Raw genomic sequence first — 14,289 nt, 5'->3', positions numbered from 1 at the left:
CGCGGAGCAACTGCTCACGGAGTGAGCCGACCACACTCACCTCTTCAGTCCCCGCTCAGCGTGAGTGCCACGCGCCCAAGCGCCCCGAAGTCGGCTTCGAGGCGGTCCCCCGGTTCGGCCAGGTAAACGGCAGTCGTGAGGCCGGTGGTGATACGGTCGCCCTTGCTCAACTTGCGGCCGAACTTGGGCAGTTCGTTCGCCAGCCACGCCACCACGTTCAACGGGTTCCCCAGCACCGCCGCGCCCGAGCCCGGTAAAACCGTCGTTCCGTTCACGATCAGCGCCGTGGCGTGCGCGGCGAGGTCGAGGTCGCGCCACCCGTCCCGGACCGGCTCGCCGAACACCCATGCTCCGTGAATGGCGTTGTCCGCGAGCAGCGACGCCGCGTCCACGGTTTTCCAGTCGTGATAACGGTGATCGACGATCTCCAGCGAAGGGAGCACCGCGCCGACGAACGGCTTCACGCTCTCGGCGGTGTACGCCACGCCGCCGGGCACGTCCGCCGCCATCTCGAAACCGAACTCGGCCTCCGCACAACGAACGGTGAACTCTGCCCCGGGGCGAATCGCCGGGGACGGGTGCGACGAGTGCGTCAGCATCACCCCGAAGAACGGCGCGTCCACCGCGAGCGCCTGCTGCGCGAGCGGACTGGTACACGCGATCTTGTACCCGATGGGCCGGCTCCCGAACCGGTCCATCAGCTTCTGCACCAGTACGTCCTGAACCGCGTACCCCTCGGCGAGCGTGCGCGGGGCGATCTCCGGCGGCAGCGCCGCGACCCGGCGCCGGTGATCGCGCAACTCGAACAGGTACTCGGCCGCCGCTTCGACGCGATCCATGATCCCACCCGGTGTTGGAAGCCGCGCTGTAACGGGGGTTACAGCGCAGGGGCACAGTCCCACAAATTCCGCGACACATTCCCGCCCCTCGGCGCAAATAGGATAGCGTCGGCCCGGGCCAACGCGAGTGCGGTGGCGGGCTCGCGCGAACCGGAAGCCCCGCGGACACCCGGCTTTATGGACGAACACCTCGCGCGCGAGGTCGCCCGCGGTCTCCGCGACGGGCGGCCGGACGCCTGGCGGGCGCTGTACGACGCGTTCGCGGAGCGCGTCTGGTGCCTCGTCGCGCGACTCGTCGGCCCCTCCTCGGCCGATGTCGCCGACGTGGTCCAGGAGACCATGCTCGCCGCCGCCCGCTCGGCCCGGACCTACGACCCGGCGTGCGGGCCGCTCTGGCACTGGTTGTGCGGCATCGCCCGGCTCCAGGTGGCGTTGCACTTCCGCAAGCTGAAGCGCCAGGACCGGTTCAAAAGCGCCGACGGGTGGCTCGCACCGCACCGCGACCGCCTCGCCCGCTGGCTCGACGGGTCCGAAGACCCGCCCCCGGACCTGCTCGAAACCGGCGAAACGATCGCCCTCGTCCGGCTCGTACTCGCGGAACTCCCCGACGAGTACGGGACGCTCCTGACCGACAAGTACCTCGACGGGGTGGCCGTCGAACAGCTCGCCGCCCGCAACCAGACGACCGAAACGGCCGTGCGCTCGAAGCTGGCCCGCGCGCGGGAGGCGTTCCGAACCGCCTTCCTGCGGCTCTCCCACAGCTCGACCGACGCCGAACCGCAATGCGGAGGCGTACCGTGAACGAACCCGAACCCCGGCCGACCGACGACCCGCTCGCCGACCTGCTCGGCGCGACCGCAAAGGACGCTCCCGAAGTGGACCGCGCGTTCCTGGACCGACTGCGCGCGCGATCGTGCGCCGCGTTCGAGGCGGCCGGACCGGCCGCCCCCGCAACACACCACCAACCGAAGCCCAAAACCATGTTCTCCCTTCGCTGGATCGCCACCGCCGCCGCCGCGGTGCTGGTCGCCGGCCTGGTCACCGCGTACTGGATCGCGACCCAGCAGCCCGCGCCCGAACCGCCGCCCCGGGAACAGAAGTTCGTTTTTGAGGACAAACTGACCGACGACGGGCGCATCGGCAAGGTGGCCGACGCCCAGGGCGTCGTCGCGGTGAAGCCGGTGCAGGCCGAGCGCTGGTCGCCGGTTCAGGCGGGCCTGATGCTCAAACCCGGCGACTGGGTCCGCACCGACGCCCGCGGCGCCAACGCCGCAGCGGTGAAGTTGCTGAAGTCGGCGCAACTGGTCGTCGGGCCGCACTCACTCGTCGAACTCGTCACGACCAACAAAATCCACCTCCTCAATGGCGAACTTGAGGTCAGCGCGACCGAGGCCGCGCCGGTGGAACTAACCGGTCCCGACAAGCAAACGGTCACCGTAAAGTCCCGGCAGCTCTTCCGGATCGAAAAGGAGAAGCTCGTTCGCACCGAACACGAGCCGCGCTGGCTGCAAGGGTTCCGGGGCACCGCAACGACCGAGTCCGTCGGCTCGCTGATCGCCAAGGTCGACGGCCGCAACGTGCCGCTCACGGTCGGGTATCACCACGTCACCGTGGACATCCGCGACCAGATCGCGCGGACGACCATTGAGGAATCGTTCGTCAACACCACCGGGGACGTTCTGGAGGGCGTGTTCCACTTCCCACTGCCGCAGGATGCCTCGATCTCGGGGTTCGGCATGTGGATCGGTGACAAGCTCGTCGAGGCCGATGTGGTGGAGAAGCAGCGGGCGCGCGAGATCTACGAAGAGATCCTCCGCGAGAAGCGGGACCCGGGCCTGTTGGAGTGGGCCGGCGGGAACATCTTCAAGGCGCGCGTGTACCCCATCCCGGGCCGCTCCGAGAAGCGCATCAAGATCACCTACACGCAGGTGCTCCCGCTCCAGGGGAACCGCTACCGGTACAGCTACGCCCTTCAGAGCGAGTTGCTGAAGCAGCACCCGCTGCGCGAACTCAAGATCGACGTGACGGTCAACTCCGCCGCCCCGCTCAAGGGCGTAAGTTCGCCCACGCACCCGGCCCGCGTCCGCACGACCGAGCACTCGGGCCGCGTCGAATTCGCCGCACAGGAGTACACCCCGACCCGTGACTTCGAGGCGGTGGTGGAAGTCGAGCCGGGGCGCCCCGACGTGGTCGTGGTGCCGCACCGCCGCGGCGACGACGGGTACTTCATGGTGCAGCTCACGCCGCCGGGCGCCGCGGCCGACTGGGAGCGGCCCCTCGTTCCCGGAGGCACGCCGATCCGGTTGCTGGTCGTCGCGGACACCTCCGCGTCGATGGACAAATCCCAGCGCGCGAACCAGACCGCCCTTCTGAATGCCCTGCTGGGCGCGCTGACCCCGAAAGACACGGTTAACGTCGCCGCGTGCGACGTGGGCTGCGAATGGGTGTTTGAAAAGCCGGTGCCGGCCGCGCCCGCGAACGTCGCCGCGGTCCAACAGTTCCTGGAGAAGCGGTCGGCGCTCGGGTGGACCGACCTCGATCAGGCGTTCGCGTCGGCGCTCAAGATGACCGAGCCCGGGACGCACGTCGTTTACCTGGGCGACGCGGTCCCCACGACCGGCAACGCGGACCCGGTCGCGTTCGCCCAGCGGTTGCGGCGCCTCTACGAGGGCAAAACCGGCACCTTCCACGCGGTCGCGCTCGGCAGCTCTTACGAGCCCGCGGCGCTGAAGGCGATCGGCAGCCTGGGCGGCGGATCGGTGCGCCGCGTGTCCGCGGACCGGCCCCCGCAGGCCACGGCGCTCGACCTGCTCACGGAGATCGCGGCCCCGTCGCTGCGCGACCTGAAGGTCGAGTTCCGCGGGTTGCGAACCGCCCGCGTCTACCCCGAGGTGCTGCCCAACGTCCCGGCCGGGACGCAACAAATCCTGCTCGGCCGTTACCTACCCGAAGGCAAAGACCAGAGCGGAGAAATCGTCGTGACCGGCACGCTCGGCGGGAAGCCGGTGCGGTACACATCGAAGGTGGCGCTCAAGGACGCCGAGCAGGGCAACTCGTTCGTCCCGCGCCTCTGGGCGCGGATGCACCTCGACGCGCTGCTCGAGCAGGGGCGCACGGAGAACGTGAGGCAGGACGTGATCGCGCTGAGCGAGGAGTTCAACATCATCACGCCGTACACGTCGCTGCTGGTGCTGGAAACGGACGCCGACCGCGAGCGGTTCGCGGTGAAGCGCCAGTTCCAGATGCGGGACGGCGAGCGGTTCTTTGCCGATGGGCGCGACAACGCGGCGTTCGAGCTGCGCCAGAAGCAAATGCGGCTCGCGGCCGAGTACCGCACCGCGCTGCGCCGCCGCGTGCTGTCGGAACTCGAATCACTGGGACGAAACGCGCACGCGTTCCACCGCCCGCGGCCGGACCTACGCGCTTTCGCCCAGTATGACGTGGCGGGCCTGGGGGGAGGCGTTTTTCAGACGGAAGTCGATCAGCCTGGCTATTCGATGAACTCATACGCAGGGCTCGGGGTGGCCGTTGATGACCTCACGACCGACGGAAGTCGACTCGCAGAATTCGGAAAAGCGGACAGGGAGCCTCACTTCCTGAAGTTTCTCGAAGACCGTGAACGTCCTGTCCTGCGTGGGCTGAACGATGCCGAAGCAAACCCTCTCGGTTACTTTGACGGCTTCGACATAAGTCCACGGACCGATTACTCACAAATGGCGTCAGATTTGGGCAAAAGGCTTCTAGGCGAAAATGGCCGAACGGGGCTGTATAGCGGGAATCTATTAATCACAGGCGACCACGGACTGACTGACGGCCTCGAAACCAACACACCGTTCAACGCGTGGACGCTCGGGCTCCGTCTCGACATGCCCACTGGAACGACAATCGATCGGGACGGTCTCCTAGAACTCAAGGGGCGTGCACCAGCCGCACAGCCGTACTATGCGAACCCGTACTCTCGCTACGAGCGCCGCGTCCGGCCGACACCGCTTTCGTGGGTCGGCACGCTCTTCCCGCGACTCACGAGCATCCCGCACACGCCGAAGGAACCGAAATCGCTCTGGCCCGCACCCGTCGTTGCTCTGTCCCAAAGCCTGCTCCGGGCCAACAAGCTGGCCCAACTGAAGGGCGGGATCGTCGTCACCCGCCAGAGCGACACGTTCGACTCCCGCGGCGAGTTGAGCGGGCGGCGCAGCGGCACGGAACTCGTTTCGCCCGGCGCGTGGCTCGCCCGCACCGCACCGGACGGCGGTCAGGTTACGGTCGAGTGGTGCGACGCAAAGGAGCGCGGCGTGTACGTCACCGGGTTCCAGCTCGGCAGCGTCCGCCCCTCCCACCCGAACGACCTGAAGCGACCGTCACTCGGGCTGACCGATCACTCGCTCTCCGCGCTGCACATCGTTTACGCGCGCATGGTCCCCGCGGTGGAAACCATCGCGAAGGACCGGGCGCTTCTGGTTCTGAAGGAACCGGAACACCCGGATTACGAAACCCGCGTGCTGATCGACACCGAGCACCGGGTGGTGCTCAGCGTCGAATCGCGGCACAAGAACAAAGTGACCGGCCAGACCCGCTTCAGCGATTTCATTGAGGCCGGCGGACAGTGGTGGGCGCGACGGGTGGAGACGCTTAACGCCGACGAGCGCCGCACCGCCCTGACGACGCAAACGGTGACCGCAGTTCCGGACGCCGACTTCGCCCGCGCGCTGGCCCGGGAACTGGAAGGGCGGGCAAAGGTCCAGTTCCTCCGCGCGCCGCTGCCGTCGGTCACCGACGCGAAAAAGCGGGCTGCGGAGGGGAAAGCGACCTTCGACGACCGGGCCGTGCTCACGCTGCACTTCGCGGCCACGCAGCAGTGGGACCGCGCGGCGACTCACCTGCAAGAGTTGGAGAAGCTCGCACCCCGAAAGGTCGGCGTGCGGTGGCTCAAAGACGCGTTCCTGCTCGCCGCCCGACGGCACGAAGAACTCCGCCAGCGGCTCCTCGCCGAGGCCGCGGCGCTCGTCGCGACCGACGACCCGGACACCCGGGCCAACGATTACGCCCTGGCCGAACACCTCATCAGCACCGCGGTGCAGATGCTCCAGGCCGACGAGCGGCTCGCACTCAACGACCGGCTTCTCAAAGTCTACGAGCGGCAGCCCGCGCACCTGGGGGCGGTGAAGAGCTGGCGCAACCGGCGCCTCGGGCTACTCGAAGAGACCCGCCAGGCCGATCAGGCGCGCGTGCTCGCAAAGGAGATCGCGACCGATTACCCGCGCGACCACTCCGCGCAGTACCGGTACGTTCAGATGCTAGCCGGCAGCGGCGACTACGCAGCGGCATACGCCTGGCTCGACCGCGTGCTGGCCCCGGAAGTCAAGTGGGACCACCCGCAGTACGAGTACACGCTCCGCGAGCAGTACGCGCATCTGCTCCGGCAGCAGGGTCGGTACCGCGACCTCGCCGACTACCTCGGCGCCTGGGTCGAAGGGTCACCCGAAAGCGAGAGCCCTTACGCCCGGTACCTGTCGGCGCTGGTGTGGAGCAGCCGGTCCGAACGGGCGGAAGCCCTGACCGCGCAATGGATGCGGGAGGCGCAGAAGGAGGGCGAGTTGCCCCCCGCGGTGGCGGCCCGGCTCGGTGCGGCGGTCAACTTCGCACTCGGGCGCGGCCACGAACTGTCCACGAACCGGCCGGACGAACGGTGGAACGCCCCGCTCGCCGAAGTGGCCACGTTCTTCGTCCGCCGCGACGACCAACTCGGCCTCGTCGCCAGCATCCTGAACTTGTCGCGGTTCGGCTCCACCGACACCGGCCGGGCACTGCGTAAGCAGTTCGCGGAGAAATTCGTCAGGAGCATCGACGCCCTCTCGCTCGCGCGGGTCTCTTTCCTGCTCGATTACCTCTTGCCCCACGCCGACACCGACGGGGCCACGTGGCAAGCCGTCGCCGCGGCGCTGCGCAAGCGGTGGGAGGCCGAGAAGGAACCGCACCGCAAGCACCAGATCGGGCAACAGGTCGCGCGGGCGCTGACGGCCCTCGAAGGCGGCGGGTTGCTGGACTTCCGGCGCCGCCAGCTCGAAACCGCCGCGGAGGGGTACCGCTCCCGGTACGCCCAGCAACTGTTCGACGCCCTCCTCGAACGCGACTGGACGCCGGCCGCCGAAGACGAGCTGTTCTCCCTGCTCGACACGTTGTCCGACGGCGACGAGCCGGCGGGCGTGCTGTTCACCAAGGTTGCGGCGCTGCACCGGCTCACGGATGTGATCACGGAACACCGCTTCCGGGCGCTCATGAAGGCGGTGGAGAAGCCCGAACAATTGCCCCGCACGGAGCTACTCAAGAAGCAGGAAGAGGCGCGGAAGGCCGCGCGAACGGGCTTCGCGGACCGGCTCCGCAAGGAAGCCGCCAAGCAGCCGAAGCCGTTCGCGGACTGGATCACCGCCGAGCGCGTGTGGCTGGACGTGCAACTCGACCGCGACCTCAAGTCCGCGGCCGACGACTGCTGGGCGATCGTGGCCCGGCCCGTGACGAAGCGCACACCGCACCCGGCCGAGGGCAACAACCTCGCCGCAATGCTCGACGAAATGCTGCACGCGCGTGCGGTCGTGACGCTGGAACACCTCGCGGCCCGCAAGGGTGCCGACCCGGCGCTCGTCGAGCGGCTCGTGAAGTACGTCGACCGGCAGACCGCGGACGCCCCGGACGCGCCGCGGTGGCGCGGCGAGAAGTACCGGTTGTACATCGCCCTCGACCGCTCGAACGAACTGGAAGCCGAACTCGTCCGCTGGACCACCGGCCCGGAGTCCGAGAACCGCTGGCGCCTCGCGCTCGGCTACCTGCTCGCCGAACGCGGGAAAGTTGCGGACGCGATCCGACAACTGGAAGCGGTGGAGCGCGCCGACGAACTCCCCGCCTCCGCCCACCGGAGCCTGATCGAGTGGTACACGGCCGAGAACCGCCGCGCCGACGCCGACCGGGCGCGGACCGCGGTCTACCAAACGACCGACGAGTACCAGCTCAGCGCACTGCTGAACGCCTACCTTGGTCCGTGGCGCGTTTCGGGCGGCCCGCTTCCCACCACGCTGGCCCCCGAGGTGCTTGAAATCTTCAAGGTGCTGTTCGCGAAGTCGTCCGCTCCGCAGAATTACCTTTCACAGTTGCAGCAGTTCTACGGCGCGTCGCGCGACTTCCGTCTGCTTCGGGCGCTGCCCGACGCCGTCGTCGGGCACACCGCGGAGCGCGTGTACCCGTTCCTCCAGGGGATGAGCGGCGTGCTGGGCGAGGTGCGCGACGAGGCCGTCGCCGACGAACTGATCGCACGCCTCGCCGAGGTGCGCAAAAGCGCCAAAACGCCGGTCGATCAGCGCGCCCTCGATCTGCTGGAACTGAGTGTGGAACGCCGGGCCGCGGACCTGCACAACCAGCCCGGACCGCACACCGAGACGGCGCTCGCGGCGCTTCAGCGGGCGTTCAAACGCGAGTGGGCGGCGGGTGAGCCGCGGCTCATGGCCGACTTCCTCGCCCACCTCGGCGCGGTCCCGCAACCGGCGCTCGCGGCGGAACAACTGCGGCAGTTCGAAGCGCTCCACCGCGACGCCCCGCAGGGTTCCTACGACCGGTTCCACATCGCGACCCGGTACGCCAGCGCACTTAGCGCGCATGCCCGCACCCCGGGCGCTATCGATGTTCTTTCCGCCGCGCTCGACGAATTCGAGGAAGCCAGTGGTGGGGTGCTGCCGAACTCCGCGAACGATGCGATCGCGACACTCGTGTGGATGCACTCCAATGCCAAGCACTACGACCGGGCCGAAGGCGTCCTCCGCACCCGGCTGAAGCACCCGGTTCATTTGGAACAGCAGCGCTGGCTCACCAACCAGTTGTTCGACCTGTACCAGACCGCGCTGAGCAACCGCGGGACCGTCTCGCTGGGTGAAGGCGCGACGCTGTATCGGGCGCTGGAAGCCAAGCTGCTCGCGGAACTGACCGAAGCGGATCAGAACCACCGGTCCGGCACGATCGGGCGACTGATGCAGCTCTACCGCACCGCGCACAACCTCCAGATCGATCAGGCGAGCGACGATCTGCGGACGAGCGCGTTCACCCGGCTGCCGAAGCTGCTCCGCGAGCAGGTCACGAACCACTATTCGACGCTCGGGAGCATCGCCGGCACGCTCGGCGACGTGATCGGGCCGCGCGAGGCGCTCCGGTTCGTTCTGGACCGCGCCGACGAGGAACCCGAATGGGCACGGTACACGGACCAGAACACCTGGAGCCAGTTCCGCGACGCGCTCGCGCGGTGGCGGGAGCAGGCGAAGCCGCTCGGCGATCTCGAACCGCGCCTCCTCAAATTGGTGCTAGCCGAACTGCGGCGCGACCTGCGTTCGCGCGCGGTCCGCAGCCGTACCGGGTACGACAAACGGTACAGCTACTTCTGGACCGACAAGGGCGACGAGTTCGCACGGGTCGCGGAGGAGGTGCTTGCGGAGCAAAAGGGCTCCGGCGCCGCGGCCGAGTACGTCGCCGAGTACCTCTTCTGGGGCCTGCCGCATGAGGCGAAGGCCGTCGCGGTGTTGCTCGCGGCTTACGAACAAAAGCTGTTGAGCGAATCCGGCCGCTCGCAACTGGCGGACTACCTGCACCGCCGGGAGCGGTTCGCGGAGTCGGTGCCGGTGCTACTCGCACTGGTCGCCGATCGCCCCGACCAACTCGCATACCGCACCCGGCTGATGCACGCGTACTTCCGCACCGGGCGCCACGCCGAACTGCACGCGCTGCTCAAGGCCACCGACACGCACTTCCACGAGAAGGACCGGTGGACCGAGAGCGCGCTCGCGGCGGTCGCGTACAGTTGCCTGGAGAACCGGCTCTTCGAGCAGGCGGTCACCTACTACCAGGAGCTGATCCCGAAGCGCCAGGGCGGCGCCGCCCGCCGCGGCACCGGCGACTCTGAGTTGTCGCGGTACTACTCCGAGGCGGCCCGCGCCTACGCCGCGCTCGGCAAGACCCGTGAGGCCGTCGATATGGCGAGCGGGGCGGTGGTGACGTGGGGTCCGCACCACGAGCAGCGGGAGCGGGCACTGACCGCGGTCGTGGAGGTGCTGGCCGGCGCGCCGGACCTGGCCGGCTACCTCGCGTGGCTCGACCGGGAGCCGCTCCAGAGCGCCGTGATCCGTAAGGCCGTGGGCCGGGCGTTCATCCAGAAGAACGACCACGCGCGAGCGGTCCCGCACCTGCGACTCGCGGCCGAGCTACAGCCCGACTCGAACACGTACGAGTTGCTCCTCACGTGTTTCGACAATATCGGGCTCCAGACCGAGGCCGTGCAACTGCTGCTGGACGCGGTCGAGGTGTCGCGCCGGGACGCGAAGCTGTACGAACAACTCGGCCGCCGGTACGCGCAACTGGACCGCCCCGCCGAGTCCGAGCGGGCGAACACGTCGATCGTGGAAGCTCTACCGAACGAGTCCGAGGGGCACGCGCGGCTGGCCGAGGTGCGCGAGCGACAGGGCCGCTGGGCCGACGCCGTCGCGCACTGGAAGCGGGTCGCCGAGCTGCGTGCGCTCGAGCCCACCGGGCTGCTGAAGCTGGGGGCGGCGCAGGTCGAGGCCAAAGAGTTCGCCGCCGCCACGGGAACACTCAAGAAGCTCCGCAGCCGCACCTGGCCGCAGCGGTTCAACGAGGTCGACAATCAGATCCGCGAGCTACAGCAGAAGCTCGACGCGCGATCACAAAAGTAAACGCGTGTCGTGCCGAATTCCGACGTCAAGACGTTAACGGTGGTTTCAAGTTCCAGGTTCCACGTAAAGTTAGAGGCAGACGAATCGCCTGGGGCTTTTGCCGAGCCGGTTCCCAACTTGGAACTTGGAACCTGGAACCTGGAACTTGGAACTAGTGGTAACGGAATGAGTTCCGCTCGGGGTAGCGCGGCCGGCCCGCGGCGAAAGCCTGGGTCACCAACGCTCGATGAGAGACCAAGCAGCTTTTGACAGGATCGACCGGATCAACAGGATGAAGACAGATCTGCCTTCATCCTGTTGATCCGGTCGATCCTGTCAAAAGCTGTCTTCGTGAATCATGCGGCCGGCACGGGCCGAAACGAAACCGCGACCATCCCACCGGTCGCTCAGACCAAATAACAGCACCGCCGGCCCTCTGCTCCATCGTTCCCTTTATAAGCCGTCGCGTGAACCGCGGTAACGGAACAGGGCGGCCCGCACGAACTCGTGCGGGCCGCCCTGTTCCGTTCCGTTACTCAGTTGTCGGTTCAAGCCGTTGCAGAGAACCGTCGGACGAACCGGGCGCGGCCGATAAGTGCCAGCACCCCAATCCCCGCGAGCAGCGCTGCCGGCGGTGCCGGAATCGGCTTCGGCTTCAACAGGAGTTGGTCCTGGATCTGGTTCTGGGGCTTCGTCGGCTCGGACGTTGCCGGGGCGAGCAGCGCCACCAGTTCGTACCCGCCGAGGTTCGTTTCGAACGCGTTGCTCCCGTTGAGGCTGTTCAGCATGTTCTGGGCGGTCGTCGTGTAGGACCCCAGCCCACCCGCCTGGAAGGCGCCAGCGCTCAAGTTCTTACCACCGACACCGTCGTAAACCAGTTCCCACAGGGCCAGTTGGAAGGCCGCCGACTCGACGGAGCCGTGGAACGTGCTCTTGTCGTTCCAGGCGAAGTCGTAGTACCGGCCGTACAGTTCGGCGATGGCCGCGATCTTGAGCGGGTCGTTACCAATGGTCGGCGAGGCGCTCGGTGGCACCACATCGAACACCACGTTCGAGCCCAGAGGCGGCAGAAGCTGCGAGGCCGACAGCTCGATACAGAACGTGGCGATCGGCGGCGGGAAGTTCGCGTTCGGTGGAGACTGGTTCTGGCTCCAGTAGAACGGGCCGGGCGGGGTGTGCGAGAACGATTGGCCGTTAAGGCTCACCGCCAGTGTCGGGTTACCAGGGCTGGTCGTCTCGCCCTGGTAGTTCAGCGTGAGCAGTTCAGCGGATGCGCGCGGCGACAGGTTCAGGAACCCGGCGACCGCAATCACCGCCACCAATAGGCGGATTTTCATGGGGCGTCTCAACAGGGAAGACGGAACCGACACATTCATTGCCAGTATCGGCAGAGTGGATGCAGTCACTACATCCGAATTAGTTGTACTCTCCCATGAGTTCGGTGTAAACGGCAGAAGCCGCCCAATCTAGCACATAGTACAAAGGAGAAAATACAAGATGGGAAGATTGTAACGATTAATTAGTTCGGGGTGTCGGGAATTCAAGCGCGCCGCATCGGGTTATCGCCCCAGCGCAAGTTCGAATTCGCCCGGCGGCGGTTCGAGCGGTATACTGAGACGCGCCTCCGCACCGCGAGACCCACGCATGTCCGCGATCACTCGCCAGATGCTGCGCGACTATATGCACGACGCGCTCCCCGACGCCGAACTGGCGGCCGTCGAGAAGGCGCTGCGCGAGTCGGCGGAGTTGCGCGCCCTTTACAAAGAAGTGATCGAGCACGAGGACCGCGGCGAACACACGGTCGGCGCGATCTGGCGCCGCGAGCGGATCAGTTGCGTCTCGCGGGAACAACTGGGTGGCTACCTGCTCGGCGCCGGCGACCCGGAGATGCTCGACTACATCACCTTCCACCTCACCACCGTCGGGTGCCCGTACTGCCAGGCGAATCTCGACGACCTGCGTAAGCCGGCCAAGTCGGCGAAAAAGTGAGCCCGCCGTTCCGTGCGCCGCGGCGCACGCCCGCACCGACATTCGGAGCGCCCAACGCTCTGGCACGAAGACGGCGCCGGCACAGCGTGCCGACCGGACCCAGCGCGCGCCGGCATTCAAACGTTTCGGTACAGCAACGCCGGTTTCCGGGACCACGGCCGAGTCGCTACACTTCTCGTTAACCCTTCTTACCCCCGTCACCGGGAGCCTCTCCAGATGGCCGAACAGCTTCGTTGTGTCAGCCCGCACGCGATCATCGTCGGGTACGACTTCAGCACCGGCGGCGTGAAGGCGCTCGCGTTCACCGTGGGCGGCCAGACCTGTGCGGCGATCCGCCTGACAACGGACCTCTGGACCGAAGGCGGCGTCTCCGAATTGAACCTGATGCAGCTCGAAGGGCAAGCCCGCGCCGCTACTCGCGCGCTCACGAAGGCTCTGGACGGCGGCGGGGACAACGGTGCGATCGCCGCGTGCGGCATCTCCGCCACGCACCACACAGCCGGGCGAATCGATTGGACCGGCAACCAAGTTCGCCGGGCGATCTGCTGGAACGACCAGACGCTCGGCAAGTATCACGCCGAAGGGCTCGCGCGGCTCGGGGGCCAGGAGCGCGCGAAGGAGTTGACCGGCGGCCCGTGGGCCGTGCGGTATTCGCTCTCGCACCTCGTGAAGGACGAAGCGGCGCTGAGCGAAGCGGACTGGAAACGAACCGACCTGATTCTGCCGCACGGGCCGCTCGCGGCCGGCTACCTCACCGGCCGCTTCAACGCGACCAGCGTTTCGTCCGCCGCGTCCACCGGCCTGATGGACCTGCGCACGAACCAGTGGCGGCGGGAGATGCTCGACGCACTCGCGAAGCCCGAGTTGCGCGAGCTGGCGTGGGACTGTCTGCCCGACATTATCGACATGAACGAACCGGTCGGGCCGCTCTCGGAGTCGGTCGCACTGGACGCGGGGTTGCCGGCCGGGGTGCGGCCCCTCGTGTTCCCGACGCTCGACGACCAGGCGGCCGGGCTCATTGGGGGCGGCGCGGTCGAGGCCGGCCAGGTGGCGATTATTCTCGGCAACTCTGCGGTGGTGAACTCGTCGTCCGCCCGGCTCCCGCAATCGGGCACGCTCGACGCCATGAAACTCAACTGGGGGCCGTACCTCTGGATGCGGTGCTATTCCAACGGGGCGCTGTTCCTCGATGAGGTCGCGGGCAAGGACTGGTTCAAGGTCGAAGAAGCGGCGAACGTACCGCCGCTGTGCGGCGGCACGAGCGTCCTACCGTTCCTGCTCTCCGAACCGTCGGTGGGCGTGGACGCGCCGCGAATCGAGTGGTCCCCAAGCGTACCCGAGAACCGCGCGGTGAAGGTGCGGGCGTGCGTGGAGGCCCTGGCGTTCCTCCTCGCCCGGGCGGTGAAGGAACACGAGTCCGCCGGTCAGGTGGTGACGCGCATCACGGTGTCTGGTGGGATGGCGAAGAGCCAGTTGATGTGCGAGGTGCTCGCGAGCGTACTGAACCGGCCGCTCGAACGGCTCGTTTCCGACGAAGGGCCGGCGCTCGGGGCCGCGGTCGGCGCGCTCGCGGGGTTGGAGAGCCACTTGCGGAAGCAACAGGGCATCGCCGAACCGTACACCGCGGTCGACGCGGTGGCCGCGATGGTGAAGTTCCGCGACCGCGTCCACCCGCGGCCGGAGTGGGCCGCGGCGTATGCCGGCGGGTTGGAGACCTTCGAGCGTTGGCTCGAAGGCCGGCGGCCGTGCTGAACGTTCCG

The 14,289-nt window shown here is 67.7% G+C and carries 6 protein-coding genes; 4 read left to right on the top strand and 2 right to left on the bottom strand.

Annotation, left to right across the window (positions count from 1 at the left end):
• Nucleotides 1-44: 44 nt before the first annotated feature.
• A complete protein-coding gene (locus GobsT_RS10800) occupies nucleotides 45-839 on the bottom strand; it encodes a 2-keto-4-pentenoate hydratase (RefSeq protein ID WP_010047608.1) in 795 nt (264 codons plus the stop codon).
• Nucleotides 840-1,016: 177 nt separating this feature from the next.
• On the opposite strand from GobsT_RS10800, the gene GobsT_RS10795 reads away from it, so the two are divergent.
• Both GobsT_RS10795 and GobsT_RS10790 read left to right on the top strand, forming a co-directional pair.
• Complete coding sequence (locus tag GobsT_RS10795; protein WP_010047606.1) at nucleotides 1,017-1,640, top strand: RNA polymerase sigma factor; 624 nt, start codon at nucleotides 1,017-1,019, stop codon at nucleotides 1,638-1,640.
• A complete protein-coding gene (locus tag GobsT_RS10790) occupies nucleotides 1,637-10,561 on the top strand; it encodes a VIT domain-containing protein (protein ID WP_010047603.1) in 8,925 nt (2,974 codons plus the stop codon). Before GobsT_RS10795 ends, GobsT_RS10790 begins: the two co-directional genes overlap by 4 nt.
• Nucleotides 10,562-11,088: 527 nt before the next feature.
• On the opposite strand, the gene GobsT_RS10785 is transcribed toward GobsT_RS10790, so the two are convergent.
• Nucleotides 11,089-11,877: a hypothetical protein gene (locus tag GobsT_RS10785; RefSeq protein ID WP_010049916.1), complete on the bottom strand. Its 789-nt coding sequence runs from the start codon at nucleotides 11,875-11,877 to the stop codon at nucleotides 11,089-11,091.
• A gap of 307 nt (nucleotides 11,878-12,184) precedes the next feature.
• Here GobsT_RS10785 and GobsT_RS10780 point away from each other — a divergent pair, with 307 nt between their 5' ends.
• Together GobsT_RS10780 and GobsT_RS10775 are read left to right on the top strand one after the other, a co-directional pair.
• Complete coding sequence (locus GobsT_RS10780; RefSeq protein ID WP_010049914.1) at nucleotides 12,185-12,529, top strand: hypothetical protein; 345 nt, start codon at nucleotides 12,185-12,187, stop codon at nucleotides 12,527-12,529.
• Between the two features lie 216 nt (nucleotides 12,530-12,745).
• Nucleotides 12,746-14,281 (top strand): xylulokinase, encoded by a 1,536-nt coding sequence (locus GobsT_RS10775; protein ID WP_010049912.1) that lies wholly within the window; start codon nucleotides 12,746-12,748, stop codon nucleotides 14,279-14,281.
• Nucleotides 14,282-14,289 lie beyond the last annotated feature (8 nt).

It is taken from the genome of Gemmata obscuriglobus (genome assembly GCF_008065095.1).
Taxonomy (GTDB): Bacteria; Planctomycetota; Planctomycetia; order Gemmatales; family Gemmataceae; genus Gemmata; species Gemmata obscuriglobus.
The sequence above is the reverse complement of the archived record's forward strand: the minus strand, read 5'-3'. Positions and strand labels throughout refer to the sequence as shown.

Coding starts and splice junctions, on each gene's coding strand:
- GobsT_RS10800 (WP_010047608.1), bottom strand. CDS start 839: ATGGATCGCGTCGAAGCGGCGGCCGAGTACCTGTTCGAGTTGCGCGAT.
- GobsT_RS10795 (WP_010047606.1), top strand. CDS start 1,017: ATGGACGAACACCTCGCGCGCGAGGTCGCCCGCGGTCTCCGCGACGGG.
- GobsT_RS10785 (WP_010049916.1), bottom strand. CDS start 11,877: ATGAAAATCCGCCTATTGGTGGCGGTGATTGCGGTCGCCGGGTTCCTG.
- GobsT_RS10780 (WP_010049914.1), top strand. CDS start 12,185: ATGTCCGCGATCACTCGCCAGATGCTGCGCGACTATATGCACGACGCG.
- GobsT_RS10775 (WP_010049912.1), top strand. CDS start 12,746: ATGGCCGAACAGCTTCGTTGTGTCAGCCCGCACGCGATCATCGTCGGG.